The sequence below is a fragment of the Bradyrhizobium erythrophlei genome (assembly GCF_900129505.1).
In the GTDB taxonomy this organism is placed as follows: domain Bacteria; phylum Pseudomonadota; class Alphaproteobacteria; order Rhizobiales; family Xanthobacteraceae; genus Bradyrhizobium; species Bradyrhizobium erythrophlei_D.
The window spans coordinates 2301435-2327468 of record NZ_LT670818.1; the positions used below are offsets into that span (position 1 = coordinate 2301435).

At 63.6% G+C, this 26034-nt stretch carries 21 protein-coding genes; 5 read left to right on the forward strand and 16 right to left on the reverse strand.

Annotation, left to right across the window (positions count from 1 at the left end; translation table 11 throughout):
• Positions 1-35: 35 nt before the first annotated feature.
• Complete coding sequence (locus tag B5525_RS10895) at positions 36-1631, forward strand: adenylate/guanylate cyclase domain-containing protein (RefSeq protein WP_079566008.1); 1596 nt, start codon at positions 36-38, stop codon at positions 1629-1631.
• A 449-nt stretch (positions 1632-2080) separates the two neighbouring features.
• On the opposite strand, the gene B5525_RS10900 is transcribed toward B5525_RS10895, so the two are convergent.
• The 11 genes from B5525_RS10900 to obgE all read right to left on the reverse strand — a co-directional run bounded on the left by B5525_RS10900 (position 2081) and on the right by obgE (position 13012).
• Entirely contained in the window at positions 2081-2581 is a 501-nt protein-coding gene (locus B5525_RS10900) for an RNA pyrophosphohydrolase (protein ID WP_079566009.1), read from the reverse strand.
• Positions 2582-2678: 97 nt separating this feature from the next.
• On the reverse strand, positions 2679-3182 hold the full coding sequence (locus B5525_RS10905; protein ID WP_079566010.1) for an RNA pyrophosphohydrolase: 504 nt from the start codon (positions 3180-3182) through the stop codon (positions 2679-2681).
• A 77-nt stretch (positions 3183-3259) separates the two neighbouring features.
• Positions 3260-4474 (reverse strand): divergent polysaccharide deacetylase family protein, encoded by a 1215-nt coding sequence (locus B5525_RS10910; protein WP_079566011.1) that lies wholly within the window; start codon positions 4472-4474, stop codon positions 3260-3262.
• A 185-nt stretch (positions 4475-4659) separates the two neighbouring features.
• Positions 4660-6015 (reverse strand): S41 family peptidase, encoded by a 1356-nt coding sequence (locus B5525_RS10915; RefSeq protein ID WP_079566012.1) that lies wholly within the window; start codon positions 6013-6015, stop codon positions 4660-4662.
• Positions 6012-7394 carry a murein hydrolase activator EnvC family protein gene (locus tag B5525_RS10920; RefSeq protein WP_079566013.1) on the reverse strand — a complete coding sequence of 461 codons (1383 nt, stop codon included), beginning with the start codon at positions 7392-7394 and terminating at the stop codon, positions 6012-6014. The genes B5525_RS10915 and B5525_RS10920 overlap by 4 nt, the downstream gene beginning before the upstream one ends.
• 43 nt (positions 7395-7437) lie before the next feature.
• The gene (rlmH, locus tag B5525_RS10925; protein ID WP_079566014.1) at positions 7438-7920 is read right to left on the reverse strand and encodes a 23S rRNA (pseudouridine(1915)-N(3))-methyltransferase RlmH; all 483 of its coding nucleotides are present in this window, start codon (positions 7918-7920) and stop codon (positions 7438-7440) included.
• Positions 7921-7967: 47 nt separating this feature from the next.
• A complete protein-coding gene (gene rsfS / locus B5525_RS10930; protein ID WP_079566015.1) occupies positions 7968-8324 on the reverse strand; it encodes a ribosome silencing factor in 357 nt (118 codons plus the stop codon).
• Between the two features lie 199 nt (positions 8325-8523).
• Positions 8524-9102: a nicotinate-nucleotide adenylyltransferase gene (locus tag B5525_RS10935; RefSeq protein ID WP_244568022.1), complete on the reverse strand. Its 579-nt coding sequence runs from the start codon at positions 9100-9102 to the stop codon at positions 8524-8526.
• 190 nt (positions 9103-9292) lie between these two features.
• On the reverse strand, positions 9293-10585 hold the full coding sequence (locus tag B5525_RS10940) for a glutamate-5-semialdehyde dehydrogenase (protein ID WP_079566017.1): 1293 nt from the start codon (positions 10583-10585) through the stop codon (positions 9293-9295).
• A gap of 124 nt (positions 10586-10709) precedes the next feature.
• A complete protein-coding gene (gene proB, locus B5525_RS10945; protein WP_079573206.1) occupies positions 10710-11852 on the reverse strand; it encodes a glutamate 5-kinase in 1143 nt (380 codons plus the stop codon).
• A gap of 86 nt (positions 11853-11938) precedes the next feature.
• A complete protein-coding gene (obgE, locus tag B5525_RS10950) occupies positions 11939-13012 on the reverse strand; it encodes a GTPase ObgE (protein ID WP_079566018.1) in 1074 nt (357 codons plus the stop codon).
• Between the two features lie 161 nt (positions 13013-13173).
• Between obgE and B5525_RS10955 the strand changes: the two genes are divergently transcribed.
• Positions 13174-14163 carry an ABC transporter substrate-binding protein gene (locus tag B5525_RS10955; RefSeq protein WP_172899847.1) on the forward strand — a complete coding sequence of 330 codons (990 nt, stop codon included), beginning with the start codon at positions 13174-13176 and terminating at the stop codon, positions 14161-14163.
• A gap of 9 nt (positions 14164-14172) precedes the next feature.
• Here the strand turns inward: B5525_RS10955 and B5525_RS10960 are convergent, their stop codons facing one another.
• On the reverse strand, positions 14173-14661 hold the full coding sequence (locus B5525_RS10960; RefSeq protein WP_079566020.1) for a MaoC family dehydratase: 489 nt from the start codon (positions 14659-14661) through the stop codon (positions 14173-14175).
• Positions 14662-14904: 243 nt separating this feature from the next.
• Here B5525_RS10960 and B5525_RS10965 point away from each other — a divergent pair, with 243 nt between their 5' ends.
• The gene (locus B5525_RS10965) at positions 14905-15822 is read left to right on the forward strand and encodes a DMT family transporter (protein ID WP_079566021.1); all 918 of its coding nucleotides are present in this window, start codon (positions 14905-14907) and stop codon (positions 15820-15822) included.
• Here B5525_RS10965 and B5525_RS10970 read toward each other — a convergent pair.
• Positions 15806-17029 (reverse strand): MFS transporter, encoded by a 1224-nt coding sequence (locus tag B5525_RS10970; RefSeq protein WP_079566022.1) that lies wholly within the window; start codon positions 17027-17029, stop codon positions 15806-15808. The genes B5525_RS10965 and B5525_RS10970 overlap by 17 nt on opposite strands.
• Before the next feature lie 156 nt (positions 17030-17185).
• On the opposite strand from B5525_RS10970, the gene gcvA reads away from it, so the two are divergent.
• Positions 17186-18178 carry a transcriptional regulator GcvA gene (gcvA, locus tag B5525_RS10975; RefSeq protein WP_079566023.1) on the forward strand — a complete coding sequence of 331 codons (993 nt, stop codon included), beginning with the start codon at positions 17186-17188 and terminating at the stop codon, positions 18176-18178.
• A 119-nt stretch (positions 18179-18297) separates the two neighbouring features.
• Here gcvA and B5525_RS10980 read toward each other — a convergent pair whose 3' ends face one another.
• On the reverse strand, positions 18298-19470 hold the full coding sequence (locus B5525_RS10980) for a D-alanyl-D-alanine carboxypeptidase family protein (RefSeq protein ID WP_079573208.1): 1173 nt from the start codon (positions 19468-19470) through the stop codon (positions 18298-18300).
• 392 nt (positions 19471-19862) lie between these two features.
• Here B5525_RS10980 and B5525_RS10985 point away from each other — a divergent pair, with 392 nt between their 5' ends.
• Positions 19863-21398 (forward strand): L,D-transpeptidase, encoded by a 1536-nt coding sequence (locus tag B5525_RS10985; protein WP_079566024.1) that lies wholly within the window; start codon positions 19863-19865, stop codon positions 21396-21398.
• A 749-nt stretch (positions 21399-22147) separates the two neighbouring features.
• Here the strand turns inward: B5525_RS10985 and B5525_RS10990 are convergent.
• Both B5525_RS10990 and B5525_RS10995 read right to left on the reverse strand, forming a co-directional pair.
• Positions 22148-22498 carry a hypothetical protein gene (locus B5525_RS10990; RefSeq protein WP_079566025.1) on the reverse strand — a complete coding sequence of 117 codons (351 nt, stop codon included), beginning with the start codon at positions 22496-22498 and terminating at the stop codon, positions 22148-22150.
• Between the two features lie 178 nt (positions 22499-22676).
• The gene (locus tag B5525_RS10995) at positions 22677-26018 is read right to left on the reverse strand and encodes an adenylate/guanylate cyclase domain-containing protein (protein ID WP_079566026.1); all 3342 of its coding nucleotides are present in this window, start codon (positions 26016-26018) and stop codon (positions 22677-22679) included.
• Positions 26019-26034: the final 16 nt, after the last annotated feature.

The window sequence follows — 26034 nt, forward strand, 5'->3', positions numbered from 1 at the left end:
CTGCGACCAATCATCGTGGTCCGGGGCCGGCTTTCATGAAACGCAAGATCGCAGCCATTTTTGCGGCGGATATTGCCGGCTATTCGAGGCTGGTCGCCGAGGACGAAGAGGAGACGCTGCGGCGTCTGGCCTCCTACCGGGCAGTGACCGACGATTTCATCGCCAAATCCGGCGGACGAATCTTCAACACCGCCGGCGATGCGGTGCTGGCCGAATTTCCGAGCGCCGTCGAAGCGGTGCGATGCGCGATCGACATCCAGGAAAGCCTGCGCACCCGCAATATGGCCTATCCGCCCAGCCGCCAGATGAGCTTTCGCATCGGCATCACGATCGGCGACGTGGTCGAGCGTGACGGCGACCTGCTCGGCGACGGCGTCAACATTGCGGCGCGGCTCGAGGGCCTGGCCGAGGTCGGCGGCATCTGCGTCTCGCGCGCGGTGCATGAACAGGTCGCCAACAAGCTGTCGGTGCAGTTCGCCGATATCGGCGCGCAGGAAGTGAAGAACATTCCGACCCCGGTGCATGCCTATATGGTGGCGATGCGCCGCGAGGACGGCACCTACGCGACACCGCAAGTGAAGAAGCCTGCTGCCAAAGCCTCGGCAACGCCGAACTGGATGTGGCCGCTGGCGGTGACGGTGGTGTGCGTCGTCGCCATTGGCGTCGCAGGCTTTCTGTATTTTACCAAGCTTGAGCTGCCAGGAAGGTCCGGGGAGACGTCCACCGCAGCCAACACGACCCCGGCGGCAACTGCGGTCGCGGCCGCGGCGCCCGCGGCGCCGGCCCCTCCGCCGGCGGCACCGATCGCATCGAGCGAGAGGTTTGCGGCCGAGACCGTGCCGTTCGTCGGCGATCGCGCCCGTATTACCCTGGCGAACGAGTATGCGCCCGCGGCGGACTTCAAGGCCGTCGCCCTCAACAATGCCGGCGTCAACGCGTTTGTCGTGGCGCAGCCGAGCGAAGAAGCCGCGAAAAGTGCCGCCGTCGAGCAATGTCAGAAACACGCCGACGCGGCGCAGTCGCCGCGAAAATGCGAAGTCTACGCCGTCGGCAACACGGTGGTTTCCATGTATGGCCATCCGCCGCTGCCGCCGACGCCCTGGATCGTGCACGATCCGTCGACCGAACGGCCGCTTGTTCCCGTCGAGGTTCCCCTGGTCCACGAAGGCCCGAGGAAGAGCATCGACGAAAGATACCTGCGGGGACGCAAAAGCAAGGCGATTGCGGTTGGGCCGGGAGGGCAAATGTTCTTCTTCTTCAATCAGGACTCGCCGGAAGAGGCGGCGCGGCGGACGCTCGAAGGCTGTGGCGCGGTCGCGGGTACGGCCTGCAAGATCGTCGCTGTTGATGATGTGTTCGTGGTGCCGGTGCCGACCATCCTGAAAGTCACCGGCCGGCCTGCCGGCAACGCCTCGATCGCGGCGGACGCGCGCGACGACGTGGTGCGCCAGCTCGCGGCTGCGTCGGACGGATGGAATGCGGTTGCGACCGGCGCGGCGGGGCATCCGGGATTGGCGCTCAAGGCGGCGAACGAACAGAACGCGATCAACCAGGCGCTCGGTAACTGCGCCAAACGCGACAGCGACTGTCACGTCATCGCGATCGGTCCGTTTTCGGTCGGACCGAATTAGGGCGCGTATTCATACATCGAGATTGATGGGCGCCGCCGTCGCATGATTGATCTGATATGAAAGAGGCCGCTGGGGCGCCATGATTCGTAATCTGCTCGCCATATTTGCGTTTGCTTCTTGCTTGACGGTGTTCGCTTCAGCAGCGGTCGCGACGTATTTTCATTTCCAAGCAATAGCAAACATCCCGGCTGGTGGCCCGCGTCGGAGGATTGTGAAAGTGAATCGCTTAAATGCTCTCTTGTTCCCTGATGAGCTATCCCCCATCGGACTGCAGTATAGAGTACGTTGCCTAAGGACTTTGACCGCGCCTTTGCTTCATTGTCGCTACGGCAGCGACGGCGTTGGTGCTTGCATTGACAAAAACCGAACTAAAACGCTGCGAGCGAACACTTGGCGTTCGCCGGAGAGAAACCGGTTCGTACACTACCGCATCACGCGCTGTAGTTCGCTCATCCCGCACACGCCGCAAACCGTTGCGCCACCGTGCGATACACCTCGCGCCGGAAGGGCACCACGAGTTCGGCGACGCGGTCGAGCCGCTCCCATCGCCATTGGTCGAACTCCGCCGGCTGGCCATTGCGCGGCGTCAGCGGATCGATCTCGGCATCGGAGCCGGTGAAGCGCAGCGCGAACCATTTCTGGCGCTGGCCGCGGAATTTTGCGAGTCGGTGCGACGGCGGTCCGGCGAATGGCGGAAACTCATAGGTCAGCCAATCCGTCTCCGACAGATAGTCGGCGTTGGTGACGCCGGTCTCTTCCCAGAGTTCGCGCATCACCGCGTCGCGCGGATTTTCGCCTGCGTCGATGCCGCCCTGCGGCATCTGCCATTCCAGTCCGGGAAGAATGATCTCCGGCCCGTCGTCCCGGAAGCGCCGCCCGATCAGGACATGACCGGCCGCGTTGAACAGCGCGATCCCTACATTGGGACGGTAGAGTTTGCCTTCTGTCATGGAGTCTCCGGTCGTCATTCCGGAATGCGCGAAGCGCAGATCCGGAATCTCGAGGTTCCGGGTTCATGCTTCGCATGCCCCGGAACGACGTAACGCACTAGCCGCCCGCGAGGCCGGAAAATTCCTTCACCACGCGCTCATAGACCGGCCGCTTGAACGGGACGATCAGCTCGGGAAGATTCTTCATCGGCTCCCAGCGCCAGGTGATGAATTCCGCCTTGTGGCCGCCGCCGGGACTGGCGACGTTGATTTCGGAATCTTTGCCGGTGAAGCGGACCGCGTACCATTTCTGCCGCTGCCCGCGATAGCGGCCCTTCCAGGTGCGTCCGGCGACGGTGCGGGGAATGTCGTAGATTAGCCAGTCGGTGACCTCGCCGAGCTTCTCGACCGAACGGACGCTGGTCTCTTCATAGAGTTCGCGCTTGGCGGCCTCCCAGGTATCCTCGCCGGGATCGACTCCGCCCTGCGGCATCTGCCAGACGTGGGAGTCGTCGACATGTTCGATGCCGCCGGCGCGACGTCCGATGAAGACGAGCCCTGCCGGGTTGATCAGCATCATGCCGACGCATGTTCGATAGGGCAGGTCTTCGTAGCGCGCCATTCCGTCAGAGCCTCTCCGCGTCATATGGGGCGGCCCGACACAAGGCCCAAGAGCCGGGGTCGCCAGCCGGTTGATATTTAGCTGGATTTTGATTTCAGCATCGTGGTTGTCAATGGCACAAGCATGATGCCGCGGCTTTCGAGCGTCTTGGCCCAGAGGCCGATCCGCTCGATCGAGATTGGCAGCGCCGAGGCGATACCGACCGCGGTTCCGCGGTCTTTCGCCAGATCTTCCAGCTTTGCCAGCGCCCGGTCGATCTCAGCCGCCGTCGGCACTGCGTCGATCGAGATATCGGCCCTGGCGAACGGCATCAACTGGCCCGCCGCCAATGAGGCCGCGACGCTGCGCGGCGCCGAGCCGTCGTCGAGATAGCCGAGCCCGCGCTTGGCGGCCTCGCGGACAATCGGCTGCATCACCGCATCGGCGGCGACGAAGCGCGCGCCCATGAAATTGGCGATCCCGGCATAGCCCTGGAACCGGCTGAGGTGCCAGTACAGCCGGTCGAGGTTTTGCTCGGGTCCAAGCGTCGTGAGCAGGGTTTGCGGGCCCGGATCGTTGTCGGGATAGTCGAACGGCTCCATCGGCACCTGCAGCAGGATCTCGTGGCGCTGCGCGCGCGCCCGCTCGGCCAGTTTGCCGGGATCGGAGCCATAGGGCGTAAACGCCAGCGTCACCGCGGGCGGCAGTTTCATGATGGCGTCAGTGGTCTTGGCGGCGCCGACGCCGAGGCCGCCGACCACGATGGAAACCGTCGGCATCCTGGCTGCCTTTGCGCGGTCGGCCTCGGCGGCGTAGACCGTGAAGGGTTTCAAGCCGTCCGCCACCACCGGGATCATGCCGTAGCGCGATTTTTCGAGCAGGCGGGCGTCGATGCCGGCCATCATGGCGGGCGCGGCCGCAGGCTCCCCCGCTGCGGCCTTTTCCGCAGCTTCGCCGCCGCCAATCGGGACGTCGTGGCGCGCGCCGCTGGAGCCGTCGATGATGGTGACGGTCTTCGGCTCGCCTGGGGTCTCGTGCCTGGAGGCGGCCTTGGCCCCGTGTTCCGGCGCGGCTGCGGGCTCCGCGGCAGGTTTTTCTTCCGCGGGCGTCGGCGGGCGGATCGCCACGCGGACGATCGGCTCGCCGCCCAGTGGATTGTCGTTGAAGAGGGCGAAGCCCGCGAAGGTAACCAGGAACAGGCCGAGCAATACGGCCAGCAGCTGGAATCCGGTAAACGGCAGCCGGTAGCGGCGTTTCCGGCGCGGTGTCGTCTGCCCAAGCGGCGTGCTCAGATCGTCGGCCGTCTCTGCCATGGATCTTTCCCGAATCAACGGGCCGACGATACCACGGCGCGGCACGGCCAAGGCAGATCCGCGGCCGCCGCGGCCGCACAGAGGCGCATTTCGGGGCCCAGGCGAACTTCCGGGAAATCATCCAGCAAAAAGGGCGGCCCGAGGGCCGCCCTTGGCGGTAGATGCAGGTGAGCCGCAGCCCTGAATCAGTTGGCCGACTTGTTGGCAGGCTTGTCGGTCGCGGTCCTGTCAGCCGTGGTCGGCGCGGTCGCGTTGACCTTGATGCCGTGCAGCAGGTCGTCCGCCATCTTCAGCGCCTTGTCGTCCTTGGCGTCCGGCGGCACGTAGGATTGCGAGCCGGTCTTTTCGTCGCCGTCGTTCTTCAGATGCCCGCGCAGCGAGGCTTCACCCTTGGTGTCGGTGCGCGACTTCAGTTCGTCCGGCACGTCCTGCACCACCTCGATATCGGGAACGATGCCCTTGGCCTGGATCGATTTGCCCGACGGGGTGAAGTAGCGCGCGGTGGTCAGGCGCAGCGCACCGTTGCCGCTTCCGAGCGGGATGATGGTCTGCACCGAACCCTTGCCGAACGAGCGCGTGCCGACCAGCGTCGCCCGCTTGTGGTCCTGCAGCGCACCGGCGACGATTTCGGAGGCCGATGCCGAGCCGCCATTGATCAGAACGATCACCGGCTTGCCCTTGGTCAGATCGCCCGGATGCGCGGTGCGGCGCTGGGTTTCCTCGGCGTTGCGGCCGCGGGTGGAAACGATCTCGCCGCGCTCGAGGAAGCTGTCGGAAACCGTGACCGCTTCTTCCAGCAGACCGCCGGGATTGTTGCGGAGGTCGATCACAAAACCCTTCAGCTTGTCGCCGATCTGGTTCTGCAGGTTGGCGACTTCCTTCTTCAGGCCCTCGGTGGTCTGCTCGTTGAAGGTGGTGATGCGGATATAGCCGATATCGTCGGCCTCGACATGCGCGCGCACCGAGCGGACGCGGATATTGTCGCGCACCAGCGTCACGTCGATCGGGTTGTCCTGGCCCTTGCGCATGATCTTCAGCTTGATCTTGGTATTGACCGGCCCGCGCATTTTCTCGACGGCCTGATTGAGGGTGAGGCCCTGCACGGCTTCGTCGTCGAGATTGGTGATGATGTCGTTGGCCATGATGCCGGCCTTCGACGCCGGGGTATCGTCGATCGGCGAAACCACCTTGATCAGGCCGTCTTCCATCGTGACTTCGATGCCGAGGCCGCCGAATTCGCCGCGGGTCTGCACCTGCATGTCGCGGAAGCTCTTGGCGTCCATATAGCTCGAATGCGGATCGAGGCCGGACAGCATGCCGCTGATGGCTGATTCGACCAGCTTGGAGTCGTCGGGCTTCTCGACGTAGTCGCTGCGAACCCGCTCGAACACATCGCCGAACAGATTGAGCTGGCGATAGGTGTCCGAGGTCGCGGCGCGCGCGCTCGATCCCATCAGCATGGAGCGAGGTTGGGTCACGAACAGCGTCAGAGCCGCGCCGGTGGCGGCGCTAAGGAGAATTACTGAAGTCTTGCGCATCATCCGCGAACCTTTTCGCCTTCATTTGCGGCCCACCATGGGCCTGGATCGATTGGAGTGCCGTCCTTACGGAACTCGACATAGAGCACGGGCTGGCTCGCATTAGTCGCGAGAATGGATGCGACCCGGGACACCGTCCCCATGATCGCGACCGGCTCCCCCGTAAGTACAAACTGGCCGATGTTGACCGAAATGCGCTCCATCCCGGCGATCAACACATGATACCCGCCACCGGCATTGAGGATCAAGAGTTGTCCGTAGCTGCGGAAGGGACCGGCGTAAACAACCCAGCCGTCACACGGTGTTGTGACCTGAGCTCCCGGCCGGGTTGCCAAAGAAATGCCCTTTTCGACGCCACCCGCCCCGTCGGAACCGCCAAAATCGCGAATCTTGACGCCATTAACCGGCAGCGCGAATAAACCCCTGGCGGAGGCGAAAGCAATGGCCGGGCTCAGCCGGGCAGGGTCCTTCAGCGCCCCCAGATTCGGCTTGCCGTTGAGGGCGGCGGGCGCGCCCTGCAGGCTGGCGGTTTCAGCCGCCTTCGCGGCGCTCTTCAGGTCCTGCTCCATCTTGGCGATCAGGCCCTGGAGGCTGTCGACCTGCCGGGACAGCGTGATGGCGCGCGCGCCTTCCGTTTCCATGTCTTTTTCGATCGAACTCTGCTGGCGCTGGCGCTCGTCGACAAGGGCGGCGAGCCGGGTCTGGTCGTCCCTGAGCTTGTCGCGGTCGGCCGCGAGCCGGTCCCGCTCGGTCGCGATGGTCTTGCGCAGCGATACCAGCTCGGTCAGATCACCCGTCAGTTTCTCCGCACGGGACCGCAGTTCAGGTACCACGGCGCCGAGCAGCATGGCGGTGCGAAGCGATTGCAACGCGTCTTCCGGCCTGACCAGCAAGGCCGGTGGCGTGCGCCGACCGGCGCGCTGCAGGGCGGCCAGCACCTCGACAATCTCGGAGCGGCGCGAATCGAGCGAACTGCGGATCTGCTGCTCGCGGGAATCCAGCGGTCGCAGCCGTGCTTCGGCATCGCCGATCCGGGTTTCGACACCGCGTACCTGGGCCGCGATGTCGATCAGCTGCTGATTGAGCTTGCTGCGATCCTGGCCCATCGAGGTAATTTCGGATTTCAGCTTCTCCTGGGCGTCGGCCGCGTTCTTTTGCTGCGTACGGGCCGCTTCCAGTTCCTGCTCGCGCTGCTTGATGGCGTCGGATGAAGCGGCCGTCGTCTGCGGCGTCGAAGCCGCGGTCTGCGCGGCAGCGGGCGACAGGCTAAAACTTGCAAACCCCGCGGACAACAACGCGATCGACAGCGGAATACGGCCGGAAGCGGACCGGCCGCGGCCGATGGTGTCAGGGTAGGCGTGGTTGGTTCGCGTTGGCTGCATCAAGGTCGGTCGGCGCTCTCTTCAACGAAGACGCTGGCGCGGCTTACGCGCGGTGATAGGGATGACCCGCCAGAATGGTCGCGGCCCGATAGACCTGCTCCAGAAGCATGACGCGAACCATCTGGTGCGGCCAGGTTGCGGCGCCGAACGCCATTCTCAAGTTTGCCTTGCGCCGCAAATCGGGCGAAAGTCCGTCCGCGCCGCCGATTGCAAAAATAGTGTTGGCAACCTGTTCGTCCCGCCAGCGGCCGAGATGCCGGGCAAAACCGACACTGTCGAGATTGTCGCCGCGCTCGTCCAGAGCCACCAGCACGGATTTTTGCGGGGTTGCGGCCGAAATGGCCGCCGCCTCCTCGGTCATCCGGGTCGAGGCGTCGCGCGCGCGGCTTTCGGGAATTTCATGAATATCGAGGCCGCGAAAACCGAGCTTGCGGCCGAGGTCGTCGAACCGTTCGCGGTAGCGCTCGGACAGCTCCCGCTCAGGGCCCTGCTTTAGCCGGCCGATTGAGATGACAACGAGGCGCATGAGCGCAAGCTAGCATGCGCTCATGCCGATTCGCATCGGCTCGTCGGTCAGATCGCCTTCGCCGCCGTCGGAACCTGCGTCCACAATCTCTCGAGATTGTAGAATTCACGGACCTCGGGTCTGAATACGTGCACGATCACGTCGCCGGAATCGATCAAGACCCAGTCGCAATTGGGCAGGCCCTCGACGTGGAGGTTCTTGATTCCGGTTTCCTTCAAGGCTTTGGCAACATTTTCCGCGATCGCGCCGACGTGACGGTTGGCCCGGCCCGAGGTGACGATCATGTAGTCGGAATATGCAGATTTGCCGCGAAGGTCGATGGTGACCGTTTCTTCCGCCTTCATGTCGTCGAGGCGGGAGAGGATCATATTCAGCGTCTTGTCGGCGTCGGGTTGCGCCTTCAAGGCCGCAGCTTGTGTCGATGTTTTACGCGCGGTTTTGGGGGCCGGTTTCTTGGGAACCTTGGGTAAAACAGACTTGGACAATACAGATGTGGCCAGGGACCATTCCTTTCACTGTATCGCGGGCGCCGAATCTCGGAGCCCACAGGCTATACTACGCATGTGGTGTTAACGGTTTCAATATTCTAGTGATGCGGTCCCGTCACTTTGTCTTCCAGCTGCCGTCCGGGTTCCGCATGCCGGTCGACGACAGATTGAGTTTCAGGCCGGTGAGAAACACCCAGGCCGGCGCACGGAGATCGGCGAGGCTGCCCGCCTGATTTTCGCGCAGACGGTAGCGGGCGAGCGCTTGCGCCGCGGGCGCGGCAAGCGCGCGAAAACTTTGCGGCGGACGGTCGATCACCGCGATCGGCACTTCGGACGCGATGCGCCGCCAGTTTTGCCATCGATGAAATTGCGCGAGATTGTCAGCGCCCATGATCCAGACCAGGCGCAGCCCGGGAACGCGGCGGCGCAGATAAGTTATGGTGTCAACAGTGTAGCGGGTTCCGATGACGGATTCGAGACAGCTGATGTCGATGCGCGGATCGCCGGCCATTTTGCGCGCGGCCTCGGCGCGTTGTTCGAGATCGCGCAAGGCGCCTTGTTCCTTGAGCGGATTGCCCGGGGTAATGAGCCACCAAACGCGGTCGAGCTTCAGCCGCTTGATCGCGAACAGGCTGATCGCGCGATGCGCGTCATGCGGCGGATTGAACGAGCCGCCGAGCAGCCCGATGCGCATGCCGTCGGTGTGAAGCGGGATGGCCTGAGCGAGAGACGCGACCGAGGCTTGCTTCAAATGAGCCACCGCGGGCGCAGTGCATTCATGTTTGACGCGTCCTTGTTTGACGCGTCTTCCTTGCGCCAACCGGCGTCCGCCACGCTTGAAAACGCTTTGCTTGAAAACGGCTTGTTTGAAAACGCTTTGGCGTTCACGGCCGCGTCTGCCCGGTGCCATGGACGCGGTACTTGAAGCTGGTCAGTTGCTCGGCGCCGACCGGGCCGCGCGCGTGGAATTTCCCGGTGGCAATGCCGATTTCCGCGCCGAAGCCAAATTCGCCGCCATCGGCGAATTGGGTCGATGCGTTATGCAGCACGATTGCCGAATCGACCTCGTCGAGGAACCGGCGGGCGGTGGCTTCGTCCTCGGTCACGATCGCGTCGGTGTGGTGCGATCCGTGGTTGTGAATATGCGCGATCGCCTCGTCGACGCCGTCGACGACTTTTGCTGCGATGATCGCGTCCTCATATTCGGTGTCCCAGTCTTCCTCGGTCGCCGGCTTCACCCTGACGTCGACTTTCTGCACGGCGGCGTCGCCGCGCACCTCGCAGCCGGCGTCGATCAGCATCTCGACCAGCGGCTTCAGCGTCGCGGCTGCGCCGGCGCGATCGACCAGCAGGGTTTCGGCCGCGCCGCAGACGCCGGGTCGGCGCATCTTGGCATTCAGCACGATCGACTTCGCCATTTCGAGATTGGCGGCGGAATCGACATAGACGTGGTTGACGCCTTCCAGGTGCGCGAACACCGGTACGCGCGCTTCGGCTTCGACGCGGGCGACCAGGCTCTTGCCGCCGCGCGGCACGATCACGTCGACGCCGCCGTTCAGGCCGGTCAGCAACAGGCCGACCGCGGCGCGGTCGCGGGTCGGCACCAGCGTAATGGATGCCTCCGGCAAGCCAGCCTCGCGCAAGCCCTGCACCAGACAGTCGTGGATCGCGCGGCAGGAGCGGAAGGAGTCGGAGCCGCCGCGCAGGATCACGGCATTGCCGGATTTCAGGCACAACACGCCGGCGTCGGCGGCAACGTTGGGACGACTTTCGAAAATCACCGCGACGACGCCGAGCGGCACGCGCACCCGTTCGATCACCATGCCGTTCGGCCGCTGCCAGCTTTCGGTGACGACGCCGATCGGATCCGCTATCTCGCGCACGGTGGCGATGCCGCCGGCCATTGCGTCGATGCGCGCCTGCGTCAGCGTCAGCCGGTCGATGAAAGCGGCGCTCGCGCCGCCGGCGCGCACTTCGGCGACGTCCTCGGCATTGGCTGCGAGGATAAGGGGCGCGTTGGCGCGAATGGCGCGCTCCATCGCTGTTAGCGCCTCGTTCTTCTGATCGGGGGAGGCAAGCGCCAGCACCCGCGCGGCGGCGCGGGCGCGGCCAGCGAGCTCGGTCATCAGAGCCGGCAAATCGGCGCTTCCGTCGATGGCTTTGAGCGGCGCGGACATATCGGTTTCAACCTTGGTTAAGGCAATGTCCTAGCACGGAAATCGCCATTTTGCGAAGGCCGGCGGGGCATGGCTGGCAGGCGGCGGCAGGCTTTTTGGGCCTGTGCCCAGCTAGGCCATTGGCCTAGCTCTGCGAAAACGCACCGCTCGGGCCGACCACGAGATCGTCGCGGTGGATCATTTCGGCGCGCCCGCTGACCCCGAGGATGGCCATGACGTCGGGGGAGGAGCGGCCCCTGATTTTCTCGGCATCCTCCGCGTCATAGGCGACGAGCCCGCGGCCGATTTCATGGGTGTCGGGGCCGCGCACCACCACCGCGTCGCCGCGCGCGAACTGTCCGTCGACCCGGATCACGCCCGCCGGCAGCAGGCTCTTGCCCGCGCGCAGCGCGCTCACCGCGCCGGCGTCGATGGTCAGCGTGCCCTTCGGCTCCAGCGATCCCGCGATCCAGCGTTTTCGCGCGGTGACGGGGGTCGCGGGCGTCAGAAACCAGGTGCAGCGGCCGCCGTCGGCGATCGCCTGCAACGGATGCTCGATCTTGCCGGACGCGATCAGCATATGAGTGCCGGCGGTGGTTGCGATCTTCGCCGCCTCGATCTTGGTATGCATGCCGCCGCGCGACAGTTCGGATTCTGCGGCACCCGCCATCGCCTCGATCTCGGAAGTGACGCTCTCCACCACGGGGATCAGTTTTGCGTTGGGATTGCTGCCCGGCGGCGCCGTATAGAGGCCGTCGATATCCGACAGCAGGATCAGCAAGTCCGCGCTTGCCATGGTGGCGACACGGGCGGCGAGGCGATCGTTGTCGCCGTAGCGGATTTCATTGGTGGCGACGGTGTCGTTCTCGTTGATGACGGGCACCGCGCGCCATTCCAGCAGTTTGCCGATGGTCGAGCGCGCGTTGAGATAGCGGCGGCGTTCCTCGGTGTCCTGCAAGGTCACCAGGATCTGGCCGGCGCCGATGCCGTGATGGCCCAGCACTTCGGACCAGGTTCGCGCCAGCGCGATTTGCCCCACCGCGGCGGCGGCCTGGCTCTCCTCAAGTTTCAATGTGCCGCGCGGCAGTTTCAGGCGGCTGCGGCCAAGCGCGATCGAGCCCGACGATACGATCAGGAGTTCGCGCCCTTCGCCGTGCAGTTTGGCCAGATCGGCGGCGAGCGCGGTGAGCCAGGCCGCCCGCACCTCGCCTGCGTCGGAATCGACCAGCAGCGAAGAGCCGACCTTGACGACGATGCGGCGGAATTTTTTTAAAGTCGGGCGGGCCATGGTGCTGTCGGACAATGCGGCGTGGGTGGCGAGAGCAATACGCGCCACTTCGATGATTTGGAAGTGGCGCGGAGGGCTAAAAAAAGTCAGCCCTGCGGTGTGGTCGAGGGCGCCCGAGCCTCGGATGCCCACGGCTCGGCCTGCGCCACGCCCTTGGCCTTGGCCGATACCGGGGCTTCGCCGATCACCGCGACCAGTGCGCGCAACGCCTCTTTCACGCCTTCGCCGGTTGCACCCGACATCAGCAACGGCGTCTTTTTGGCGGCGCGCTTCAGCCGGTCCTTCTGCTTCTTCAACTCGTCGCCCGTCACGGCGTCGATCTTGTTCAGCGCCACGATCTCGATCTTGTCGGCGAGCTGTCCCTCATAGGCTTCGAGTTCGGTCCGCACCGTCTTGTAGGCCTTGCCCGCGTGTTCGCAGGTCGCGTCCACCAGGTGCAGCAGGACACGGCAGCGCTCGACATGGCCGAGAAAGCGAGCGCCGAGGCCCGCGCCTTCATGCGCGCCTTCGATCAGCCCCGGAATGTCCGCCAGCACGAATTCGCGGCCATCGGAATTCACCACACCGAGTTGCGGGTGCAGCGTGGTGAAGGGATAGTCGGCGATCTTCGGTTTCGCCGCGCTGACCTTGGACAGGAACGTCGACTTGCCAGCATTGGGCAGGCCGACCAGGCCCGCGTCCGCGATCAATTTCAGCCGCAGCCAGATCCAGCGCTCCTCGCCCTCCTGTCCCGGATTGGCGTTGCGCGGCGCGCGATTGGTGGAGGTCTTGAAATGCGCGTTGCCGAACCCGCCATTGCCGCCTTCGGCCAGCACGAATTTTTCCCCCAGCGTGGTGAAGTCGTGGATCAGCGTCTCGCGGTCCTCGTCGAACACCTGCGTTCCCACGGGAACCTTGAGGACGATCGGCTTGCCGTTGGCGCCGTGGCGGTCCTTGCCCATGCCGTTGGTGCCCTTCTGGGCCTTGAAGTGCTGCTGATAGCGGTAATCGATCAGCGTGTTCAGTCCGTCGACCACCTCGATGACGACATCGCCGCCGCGGCCGCCATTGCCGCCGGAGGGTCCGCCAAACTCGATATACTTCTCGCGGCGAAACGCCACGCAGCCGTTGCCGCCGTCGCCGGAGCGGATATAGACCTTTGCTTCATCCAGGAATTTCATGGGCTATAGGTAAGGCAGAGGGGCCGGTGCGGCAACCCACGAGCTTGGTAAATATCGAGAAAGCTCAATATTTTAGGGCTTTATTGGGGCGTCGATGACGATCCGGCTTATGTGGTATGGTTTCCGCGGGGGACGTTAACCAGCGAGATCGGGAAATCCTCATGAGACGCCGCCGCTTCATCGGGCTCGTTGGCGGCGCGGCGGCTTCAGCGACGCTTTGGCCGCTCGCGGCGCGTGCGCAGCAGGATCTGCCAGTGATCGGATTGCTGCACGCGGGCTCCCGGGAAGAGAACGCCAAACGCCTGGCGTCATTTCAGAAGGGGCTGGCCGATGCGGGCTTCGTCGAGGGCCAGAATGTCACGATCGAATATCGCTGGGCCTCGGGCAGGAATGACGATCTGCCGGCGATGGCCGCCGATCTGGTCCGCCGGCGGGTGAGCGTGATCACGACGCCCGGCAGCACGGCGGCGGCGGTGGTCGCCAGCGCGGCGACGACGACCATTCCGGTCGTGTTCTCCTCCGGCACCGACCCGGTGGCGCTCGGTCTTGTCACGAGCCTGCGCCGGCCGGGCGGCAACGTCACCGGGATCACCTCGCTGAACGCCGAGCTCGCCGCCAAGCGGCTCGGGCTGCTTCGCGAATTGGTGCCGAAGGCGGCGCGCTATTTTGCGCTGGTCAAGCCGACTTCCGAACTCGCCGCGCCCTTTGTCAGGGATTTGCTGGGCGCGGCCGCGAGCCTCGACATCACGGTCGATGTCCTCAATGCCGATACCGCCGATCAGATCGATGCGGCCTTCGCCGGCATCCCGAAATCGCCCGGCAACGTCATGGTGTTCGGCCCCGAGGGGTTTTTCTACATTCATCGCGCCCGCATCGCGGATCTGGCGCTGCGCGGCGGGTTGTCGACGATGTTCGATGTCCGCGACTATGTCGATGCCGGCGGCCTTGCCAGCTACGGATCGGATTATCTGGATCTGATGGAGCTCACCGGCAATTATGTCGCCCGCGTCCTGAAGGGCGCGAAGCCGGCCGATCTTCCGGTGCAGCAGGCGACCAAATTCGAATTCGTGATCAATCGCAAGACGGCCCGCGCGCTCGGCATCGAGATTCCGCCGACGGTGCTGGCCACCGCGGACGACGTGATCGATTGAGGCTGCGGCCTATTTCGCCTTCGCCGGCCGGCGGCGGATCAGGAACTTCTGCATGCCCTCCAGCACCAGCTCGCGGCGCTGGTTGAACACCGTGGAGCGCAGGGTCACCACGCCGGTGGTGCGGCCGGGCTTAAGCTCCGTCACTTCGAGCGCAGGATAGATCGTGTCGTCGGCGAACACGGGTTTGAGAAACCGGCTCGACTGTTCGAGAAAGCCGACCAGCGATTCCTCCACCATGTAGGGAAACAGGCCGGCTCCCGGCGCCGTGTGGACCAGGGTCTGGAAACCATGGGCGAGCAGGTTTGGCATGCCGCGGGCGCGGCAATATTCGACGTCGTAATGCACCGGATGGGTATCGCCGCTCGCGGCCTGAAACGCGGCGAACACCGCCGGGGTCATGGTGCGGCTGGGAATGACAAAACGCTCGCCGAGCGTAAAATCCTCGAACCAGCGTTGCTCCGGCACCATGCGGTGGCTCACGGGATCGAACTCGGTCATGGCTGGGTTCTCGCGCGGACGGACGAATGTTCCAGGACTGATGTTCCATCGGTATCGCAGCGGTATGAGTGCCGCAATCGATTCCGGTCAATTCGTCGTGCCCGGGCTTGTCCCGGGCATCCACGTCTTTAAAACGACGCGGCACCAAAGACGTGGATGGCCGGGCATAGGCGAGCGAAAGCGACGCCGTCCTTTCGGACGGCTATGCCCGGCCATGACGGAGAACTGGGATCGCAATTCAGGATGAATCCACTTTCCAAAATCCCCGCCGTCACCGACGAGCGTTCCGCGCGCCTCGCCGGCATCGGGCTGATGCTGTTGTCGATCTTCATGTTCTCGTTCGGCGATGCGCTCGGCAAGTTCCTGGTCGCGACCTATTCGGTTGGACAATTGCTGTGGCTTCGCGCCTGCGCCGCGCTGATCGTGCTGTTGCCGATGATCTGGCGGCACCGCGGGGAGTTCTTGCGCCTCGAACGTCCGTGGCTGCAATTGTTCCGGGTGATGCTCTCCACCATGGAAGTCGCGGCGTTCTTCCTGGCGACCGTCTATCTGCCGCTCGCGGACGTCGTGACCTATTATCTGGCGTGTCCGATCTTCGTCACCGCGCTGTCGGCGATCGTGCTCCGCGAGCATGTCGGCTGGCGGCGCTGGAGCGCGATCCTGATCGGGTTTGGCGGCGTGCTGATCGCGCTGCGCCCGTCGGCGCAGACCATCAGCTGGCCCGCGATGATCGCGCTCAGCGGCAGCCTGTCGTTCGCGGTGCTGATGCTGATCACCCGCTCGCTGCGGGCGACGCCGGATATCGTGCTGGCCTCGTCGCAATTCATCGGCACGTTCGCGCTCGGCGCGCTGATGTCGCCGTTCGGCTGGGTCACGCCCGGCCTCGGCAGCCTCGGCCTGTTTGCCGCCGCCGGATGCATCTCGGTGAGCGCGCTGTTGTGTGTCAACCGCTCGCTGAAGCTCGCGCCTGCCAGCGTGGTGGTGCCGTATCAATATTCGATGATCGTCTGGGCGGTGATGTTCGGATATTTCGTCTTTGGCGACGTGCCGCAGATGGCGACGATCGCGGGCGCTGCCATCATCATCGCTTCCGGGCTCTACATTTTCCTGCGCGAGCGAAAGCTCGGGCGCGGCGAGGCGGTCGTCAGTCCGCCGGTGTAACCGGGGCGTGAGCCGATGCTTTGGCTGCGAGCCGCGGCGACAAGGCGATCGCGAGCGGCAAGATTGCAGCGGCCGTGATTGCCGTCGCCATCATGGCGCCGTGCGACCCTACCGCATCGCCCAATATCCCGAACAGAATCGGCGCAATCGCGCCGGCCCCGATCGTGCCGGTATAGAAGATTGCGAACGCCCGATCCGTGCGACCGGAGGGCGCCAGTTCCGGAACGGTGCCGTAGAGAACCGAGGAGGTGCCGTTGAGCATGAGGCCGACGACGGGCAGGAGCGCCAGCACCGGGACGAGCGGCAACACCAGGACGGAAAGGATTGCGGCGGCCGTTCCGGCCTCGGTCACAAGCACCGTCGCGAGGACGCCGAACCGTGCCCCCAGCCAGCCGCACGCAAACTTCCCGGCAGCACCGCCAATAAACACCAGAGCAAGCGCCGATCCGATCGTCGATAAGGATGCGCCCTGCTCCTTCAGCAAGAACGGCAGGAACGTCAGAAATCCCATGCGCACGCTGGAGTCGAGGATTCCGATGGCCAGCAGTAACGGGAATCCGCCATGCGCGCCGGAGGCGCGGCCTTCGGCTTTTTTGCCCAGGGAAACCGGCCGCAGGTTGGCCGGAAAAAAGACCGCCACGGCCACCGCCACGACCGCGCCGAGCGCGGCGAGAAACCACACCATTTGGTGCCAGGACATCATGACCAATAAAAGAGACGCGCCGCCCGGAATGGCGGCCTTGCCGACATCGCCAGCGAAATTGTAAGTGCCGAGGGGACCGCGTGCGTCGTCTTGATAGGCGCGCGAAACCGCGGCCGAGGCGATGGGGTGTTGCGTACTCAATCCGCATCCGGTCACCACGAGTGCTACGCATAATCCAGCCAATCCGGCCGAATAGCCCGCAAGCAGGTAGCCAATCGCCGCCAGCACCGTGCCGAGGGCGAGCGTGGTGCGCCCACCAAGACGCTCCGCTGCCCGTCCGGCCGGCACCTGCAGTCCCGCCATGGTGGCGGCGGCAAGTCCGCGCAAGAACGCCAGCGCACCGTAGCCGAGCCCAAACTCGGCCTGCCAGACCGGCAACAGCAGATAGATCAAATCGGTGTAGCCGTCATGCAGCGCGTGCGCCGCACAGGCGGTCCAGAGCGTCCTTCCGCGCGCCACAGTCCGGGCAGCCGCCTTTCTGCCGTTTGCGTCCAGCGCCGTCATTAGCCATCCGATTCGCTGTCTTGCCCCAAGCCGAGAAAAATCCTCCCAGGATGGATCCAAGCCTGCGGCCATTTCCATTTTTTCAGCTGGCTTAGCTCACTAGCCGGGAGCCTTCAACTGAGCTATTTTCCCGTTAGATGGGAGGAAAACTCACGCATGGGCGAAAATGAACTGCCACCCCTCAATGCGATCAGAGCCTTCGAGGCCGCGGCCCGGCGCGGTAGCTTTGTTGAAGCAGCGAAAGATTTGCACGTCACCCATTGGGCGATCGGCAAGCAGATAAGGCATCTGGAAGACTGGCTCGGCGTCCCGCTGTTCGAGCGACGCGCCCGCGGCGTCGCGCTGACGGACCATGGCGCGGACCTCCTGACAGATGTCGGCGCGGCACTCTCGCGCCTGACGTCGGCAACAAGCAGACTTCGAGAACCTCGATCCGCGCGCCGCGTGTCCGGCATCGTTCGCGTCAACGCGTTGTCGAGTTTCGCCCTGCGCTGGCTGCTGCCGCGGCTCTCGAGATTCCAGGAATCGTATTCGAGCGTCGAGGTGAAAATTTCAACCACGTCGCGCAAGCTCCGTTATGTCGGCACCGCTTTCGACATCGGCATACGCTCGGGCGTGGAGCACGGATCCGGAATTCACTGCGAGACGCTGATGCCGGACCGACGGCTTCCGGTGTGCAGCCCGAGAATCTTGCGTGACCGTCCGGTGGAAACCGCGCACGACTTGCGACGGCACGTTCTGTTGCATTCCACAACGACCCGCGCCGCGTGGCCGCAATGGTTCTCGGCGGCGGGCGTCTCGGGCCTGGCGCCGATCCGGCACCTCGAGCTGGATCACGTCTACCTTCACCTGCAGGCGGCCGTCGATGGCCTGGGCATCGCCCTGGGATCGCTGCACCTGATTGAGGCGGACATCGCGGCCGGTCGTCTGGTTTGCCCGATCGCGGCTCCCGAATTGCGGGCCGACGACTATCAACTCGTCATCAGGGATGATCGCCTGCGTGATCCCGCCATCGAGGCATTCCGAAGCTGGATTCTCACCGCCGCCAGGGAGCCATTGCCGAGCATCGAACCGCCCTTCCGCCAAAATCGGGGAACACGCTCTCCACGCCGACGGCCCGGATCCGATGCCCAGCGCGGCGGCAGATAGATCAGCGTTGGGTCCCCTGATAGCCGACGTTAGTCAAAACGGTCGGCGGGTCGAAAGGTGCCAACAGCGGAAGTCACGGCTTCCTTTATTTTGCGAGCCTCATATCGGAACCGGGGCGTTCAGCTCGTTCTCATCTTTGAGGCTGCTGCAGCTCTCGGGCGCTTCGCTTGACTCCGATCGTCCCGTATGGCCACGCGCTTCACCTTCTTCACGTCCGATCCCGCGTGTTTGGAGCCGCGGTTGTGCGCGGCATATTCCTGGCCGTCGACCGGTGCGACATGCGGCGGGTCCCTGTCGAGATATGGGCGCCCGATTCCGAACTCCTTCCCATGCGCATCGACCCACTTCCAGAGCTTTTCGGAGGAAGCCCATCGCTGGTCGCGAGTTTCGCCCTGGACACTCACGATATCGGCCGCAAGCCCATGCCCATAGCCACCATGGGAGCTCCCGCCATGATACGACCTGTTGCTCGCCGCCTTGAGGCCGCTTGCGATCGACTGGCGGTAGTCATCACGGAACGCGCTGGTGATGCCCGGCGAAAAGCCCGCCGCCTCCGCCGCGTGAAGCGTATGAAACAGTCTTAGCTTGAAGCTCCGATCCATGCCTCCGATCACGTAGTCCATCATCGACATGCCGGCTCGTTCCGCCGCCTTCGGATCCTTCCACCCAAAATCTTCATCGACGAGCTTGGTGAAGGTTCTGGCGACAGTCACCATCTTCCTTTTCCGCTTGACGGTGACGTTCCTCCGTTCAAGCTCCTTGATGGTGTCCTCCTTGGGCGTCCGTTGATAAAGCGCCCACAGATATCGATCGACACAGATGTCCACGACCAGGCACTCGTCGACGATTTCGATGGAACTCGCGGCTTCGTTGGAGCTCACGGCCTTGCCGGCGTCGCCCGGTTCGAGATCCGACGGATTCGCCATTGCGACTTGCACAGGCGCTGGTTCGGTTGGCGGCACATCCGGCAAATTGGTCGAGGCCGCCTCGACAACCGGCTCCGGGTTGTTCCCGGTGATTGATGCGTCGGCGACCGCTTCCGCAAGCGATAGCTCGGCCGTCGCTACATCGGTTTGACCGAGATTGTCATTGAGCATCGAGCTTGGCTGCGGTGCCCCCGCGAGTTCCTGTTCGGTGGAGAGAGAGGGAGCGCTGATGTCCGTGTGTGACGCCGCGCCGGTGTTCTGGATTCCTGCAGGCCCGAGGGCAGCGAGCAAGCCGACAACCCCGGTCGCGAGAATGACCGATCGCAACAAAGGCGCCGGCACTGTCGAAAGTCGCCGCGGGTTCATCATCCCAGCCTCCAAAGGCGGCATCGGACCGGATTGCACAGCAAGCATGCGGACGGCGCTGATTGTTCGGACAAGGTTATGGTCGCGCAATGGCGCAAACGGGCAGGTCGTGTGCTTTTCCCGGAAGTGTTGCCTGTGTGCAACGGCAGGCGGCAGGCCTGCGAACGCCCGCTCGATGGGCTGCGATCACCACAAAGGGTGAGCACACACATGCGAGCCACCCTTCCTCCTGCTCCGGCTGTCGTATATGAGAGATTTGCCAGCGGGACGTGCCGATACTCCCCGGGAGCGAATTGGCGGCGTGCATGGTGGCGGCGGTTAGCTAATCCGATAATCGCGTTTCGACACGTGATCGACGCAGGCGCGGGCAGGCATTTCAACCGGGGCGTGGCATGGCAAATCGATTGACGACGGCGCAATCCACCGGGGCGATGCGGCGTTGGAGGCCTCCAGTCATTGTGACGGTCGCGGCGATGGCCGCACTGACGGCGCTGACCGCTGACGCCGCGGCGAGACAGGCGCGCCCCGCGCCACCCATCGAGGCGACGGCGCCGCGCGAGGCAGGCGAGCCGATCATGGCGATTGTGTCGATCAAGAGCCAGCAAGTCACTTTCTACGACGCCGACGGCTGGATCCTGCGCGCACCGGTATCGACCGGCATCGCAGGACGCGAGACGCCAGCCGGCGTCTTCGCCGTCCTGGAGAAGGACGTGGACCACCACTCGAGCCTCTATGACGATGCCTGGATGCCGAACATGCAGCGCCTTACCTGGAACGGCATCGCGCTGCACGGCGGGCCGCTGCCCGGGTATGCGGCCTCGCACGGCTGCGTGCGGATGCCCTATGGCTTTGCCGAGAAGCTGTTCGACAAGACGTGGATCGGGATGCGCGTGATCATCTCGCCTGATAACGCCGAGCCGGTCGAGTTCTCCCATCCGGCGCTGTTGGTGCCGAACCGGGAAGCCATCGCGGCCGCGCCGGCCAGGGCCGAGGCGCTCGCCCGCGAAGCGGCCGAGGCTGCCGGGGCGGCCGTCGAGGCGAAGAAAGCCGCCGCGACAGCGCCGCGCGAGACGGCGTCGCTGACTTCGTCGCTGCGCAAGCTGGAGGGGCTCAAGACCCGCGCCGACGCCGAACTCGCCTACGCCGAGAAGGCGCTCGCCGCCGCCAGGACGGACGAGGCCAAGGCGCGCGCCGAGGACCTCAAGCAAAAGGCCGCCGCCAAGTCCGCGGATCTGGGGACCCAGCTCGACACCGCCAGGGCCGACGCGAAACCGAAGCTCGACGCCGCCGCCGCCGCAAAGGACGCCGCCAGGGCGGCCAACAGAAGGAAGGCCGACACCGCCAAAGCGGCAGGCGAGGCCACGCTCGCGCTGGAGCCGGTCTCGGTCTACATCAGCCGCGCGACGCAGAAGCTTTACGTGCGGCGCAACACGCATAAGCCCTGGCCGGACGGGGGCGAGGTGTTCGATGCGACCATTGAGGTTCCGGTCACGATCCGCGATCCCGACAGGCGGATCGGCACGCATGTGTTCACGGCGGTGGCGGGCAACGATTCGGGCCTGCGCTGGACCGCGGTGACGATCGACACCGGGGACGACGCCAAGGACGCGCTCGACCGCATCACCATCCCGCAGGATGTGCTCGATCGCATCGCGCCGACCGCAGTGCCGCGATCCTCGATCGTCGTCTCGGACGAGCCGTTGAGCAGCGAGACCAACTATCGCACTGAGTTCGTCGCGGTGCTGAACAACCAGCCCCAGGGCGGCTTTGTGACGCGCCGGCCGACGGCTGATGTCGCCGTTGCAGGCGGCAATTTCTGGGACGACGGCTTCGGGTCCTTTTTCCAGCCCAATCGGAACTTCCAGACCGGCAATCCGCGTCCGCGCGGCGGCCAGTCCTTTTTTCCGATGCAACGCGGCTGGTGGTAAGACGCGGCACGCTGCCTGAGCAAAAGTCTTCCGGGTTACCCCCGAAAGCGGACATCACTCAGTACAGGCGGCACTTCGGATATGCGCCATTAGCGGAAATCGTGCACTCATTCGATCACCTTATCTGCGCGGGCCAGAACAGAGTCGGAAATTCTGAGGCCGAGCGCCGCGGCCGTTTTGAGGTTAGGGCAAAATCGAAGGTCTGCGCTGACCCTAGTCATTGTCCGCCACGCTCCGAAAGCGACCGAAGTACTGCGTTGCTGCAAATTGACGTGACGGATCGATAGGGCGTGTGGGCAAGTAGATATAGTCCGCGTTTCGGCTCCCCGAGCAGGCCGTTACAGGCGCTCAAGAGCCGGTGATAACGCGGCGCGCTGCTCCGCTTCGCAGTTGGGCGCTTGCCCAGAGCCGAATATCGCTTCGGCAACGCCTTGTACCTAAAAGCCAGGACCGCGAAACTTGCGCCTCGCAGTCCTACTTCCGCCGCGCTTCCTGAGCCTTCTGCATGGATACTGCGTGATGCACGGATCGTCGCGCGACTTGGATGTCGGAGGCGTCTCAATTAGCGCGAGATATCTTGATGCAAATGAGCGGGCTGTGAAGGAGCAATTGCAGAAAACCGGCGTTCGACTTGCTCGCATACTCAATACTGCGTTTGGAAATTGACGACCGACAGTGCCGGGGGCGGGACCCTGTCGAGCCTCGACGGGGCGGTTTCTGCGCTGGCGCATAAAACGCCGTGGCATAGCTTAGCGCCTTTTTTCACTAGGCGATGTGCCGGATATGACTCGCGCCGCCATAATCTCGATGCCCGAAATTAGCGTCGCTTTCACGGTCCCTCGCGTCTCGATCTCCGCTGCTATCCTGACCGCTGCAGCGGTGGTGATACCGGTCATGACGCTCACATAATCAAAGGGTGCACCCCTGGTCGAGTAGAGGTTACATTGCCCCCCTTCTTTTTTAACTACCTTGGTGACATCATTTACTCCTTTCTTCTTCTGTGCTGCGCTCTGCACAGTACCTTTTTCGGTATGCTTGATGAGGAAGAAATACGTGACCACCTCATCTTTCACAGCGCCTTTAGGATGTATCGCTGCCATTAGCCCTTCTCCTCTGTTCTGATCCCGCCCCGCTCGGCGGATCGACACAATCGAACCGGTTTCGGTGGGTGTCAATAACGACCAAGCGACTCGCGGTGCCTCGCGAGCTCAAGCCATTCTCTCGCAAATTAGCACACGACTCTGAATTGCGCCCCACTTTCATTACGCGGACACACCATCAGTGCAGTGAATCCAACAGAGCCTTGGCCTCCTTAAGATCCGATGTCTCATAGCCTTCAGTGAACCAGTCGTAGATAGGGCCGAGCAGATCGCGCGCTTCATAGCATTTGCCTTCACTACGCCAGAGGCGCGCCAGGCTGGTTGCCGCGCGCAATTCCCAAACTTTTGCGCCCTGCCGTTTCGCAATCGCCATGGCCTGATGATAGTTCATTTCGGCCGCGGCTCGTTCGCCCATGCCATTCAGAAGATCGCCTCGCAACCGATGCAACTCGGCCTCTTCGAACCGCTCTTCGATCGTCCCGAGGACGAGCGCAGCTTCGGTAAGGCAACTTAGCCCCTCGTCAGGCTGTCCAATCATAGCGTAGGCATCTGCAAGCAACATGAGCCAATATGGCGTCATTAGGACGGTGCCGGTGGCACGTACTGCCGATAGCCCCTGCTTGATCAGCGTGAGTCCTTCCTGTGTCTGACCAAGAGCGCTCAACGACCATCCGCGATACGCAATGCCCCAAGCCAACCATAACGGAAAATTGTGTTCGATCGAGAGGGCGACACCTTCATCGGCGCGTCGACGCACGATCTCCGGCGAACGGCCAATCCACTCCACCCAACATGCGAAGGAAAGCGCCATGGCTCGCGTATACGCGTGTTCAAGCCGATCAGCCTCCGATAACACTTCATGAAGCCGCAGCCGAGCTTGATCGACGTAACCTAGGGACAGCAGCGTCCAGGCAAGATGCGCCATCGCAGCTACATATGGATCTGCCGTCGTCAGCTGCGTAACCACAGCCCGATGCACCGGATTGCCTAAGTCATGACACTGCTCAAAGTGCGCGCAAGCGGCGCCAAATTCCCCGAGATAGAAGCGAATCATTCCGTTTAGGTAATGCCCCAGCAATTGCACATCGACATCATTCCGTGACTCACCGATTTCTTCCACCTCTTCGGCACACGACAGCGCGAGCTTCAATTCGGATCGGACCATGTGGTACGCCCATTGGCCGTGGAGCAGTGGAACGAGATACTCCCGCCGATCCAGATGCTCAGCCAGTGCCTTCGCTCGGGCGAAGGTCGCGCCTACAGTGGGCGCTGAATACCCTCTTGTGGCGATCAGCGCTCGACCGAGTGCCATCTGTAGATCCAACTCCAGTTGCTGACGCCCAGGGCCATCAGGCAGTCTGGCAAGCTGGTCCAGTCCCTTCTGCAATTGTGTGCTCGCCTCCGTCATTGCGGATCGCGCTAGAGCCTGTTGGCCAGCCCTCAGCCAATAACCAACTGCCTCCTCTGTAAGGGCGGCCTCTTCGCAATGCTGTGCCAGAAGCGCAGGCTGGCCTGTCACAATTTCCGGGAACTGGCGCTCGAGAACGGCGACGATGCGTGCATGTACCTGGTGCCGTCCACTGCGCAGGAGGGTGCTATAGGCCGCATCCTGGACGAGCGCATGTTTGAAAGTGTATTCTGCGTCAGGCGGGCTGCCACGTTGAAACATCAATTCAGCGCCCACGAGTTGCGCCAACGCCTCGTCTATTTGCCGCTTCGGCATTGGCACAACGGCACTGATCAACTCATGTGAGAATCGTCGGCCGAGGGCCGCTGCAACCTGCGCGACTTCTCGCGTCGGTGCCAACCGATCGAGGCGCGCCAGAAGCGAATCGTTCAGCGTCGCCGGAATGGCAAGCTGCGGCAACGGCCTAGCCACGTTGTAGCGGTCGCCGACATCCACGACTAGGCCACTCTCGACGACGGTCATGGTCAGCTCCTCGATAAACAGCGGCACGCCATCGGTGCGCTCGACGATCTGGTCGGCAATTTCCTTGGGCAACCTCTTGCCGCCCGCTACCTGAACAACTATTTCGGCGCATCGCCGGGGCGGAAGTCGGTTGAGGTTGAGCATGGTCACATGCGGAAGGCCGACCCACGGTGGCGCGAACTCCCGGCGGAACGTAATGACGACAAGGACACGTAACGTCGGCACCCTGTCAACGAGCAGATCTAGCGACTCTCGCGTTGAGGGGTCGCTCCAGTGCAGGTCCTCATATACCATCAGCACCGGCTGACGACTTGCCAATCCTTCGACCTGTGCCAACCTTGCGTGAAGCGTCTTTTCCTTGCGCTTTTGCGGCGTAAGGTTCAGGGGCGGATAGCGGTCGCCCGTCGGGATCGACAGCAACTCCGCCATTAGGGGGACGGCCTCACTCAGATCATCGGTTGCCTGACGAAGCACCGCCTCCAACTTATTCAGCCGCTGCTCGTCAGTGTCCTCGCGCCGAAAACCGGCCGCCCGTTCGAGCTGCGTGATGCCTGGATACAGGGCGCTGTCCCGGTGGTGAGGAGAGCAAAAGTACCGCAAGCGGGTATGTGGCTCATTACTCAGGCGTTCCAAGAGCGTCTGAGCGATGCGCGACTTGCCGATGCCTGGCTCGCCGGAAATGAGCACCACGCAGCCCTCGCCGCGCTTCGCCTGGTCCCATCGGCGCAGGAGCAGGTCGATCTCCTCCTCGCGGCCGATGAGCGGCGTGGTGGTGCCACGCAGCGCCTCAAAGCGGCTGTCAACTGTGCTCAGGCCTGTCACATGCCAGGCCTGCACCGGATCGCCAAAGCCCTTCAGGGACATGACGCCGAGATCACGGTACTCGAAGAGCCCGCCAAGAAGGCGCCGGGTGCTGTCACCAATGACCACGGTCTCTGGCTCGGCCAGTCCTTGGAGCCGCGCCGCAAGGTTGGGGGTCTCGCCGACCACCTCGTGTTCCTGCGATACACCTTCACCGATGAGATCGCCGACAACCACCAGGCCGGTGGCAATGCCAACGCGCACCCGCAAACGGACACCGACGACAGTTCTCCGCTTCGCTACCGCCTCGACAAGACCTAGCCCAGCATGGACTGCGCGCTCCGCATCATGCTCGTGCGCTCGAGGGTAACCGAAATAGGCGAGCACACCATCGCCCATGTATCTGGCGACGAAACCGCCGCTCTTGTTAATTTGCTCTGCACAGCAGTGGTGATACGCGCCGATCACCTCCCTCAGATCCTCTGGGTCAAGTTTTGTCGCGAGCGCGGTCGAACCGACAAGATCACAAAACATAACGGTAAGCTGGCGACGTTCGGCTCCGTCCTGTGCCTGCGGTGCGGGGGGTGCTGCTGCCTGGGGCTGAGCGACGACCGCAAGCTCGATAATTGCTGCCAGCATCTTGCGTCGATGCCCGAGCGAGACACCAAGTTCATTAAGGTCTCGATCAGTCAAATGGCGGAGGACCGAAACATCAATGTCGTTCTCGGCAAAGCGCTGCGCGTATTCGGACATGCCGAGCGACGCCAGCCACTCTTCTATCGTGGACACAGGCTACCTCTTGGCT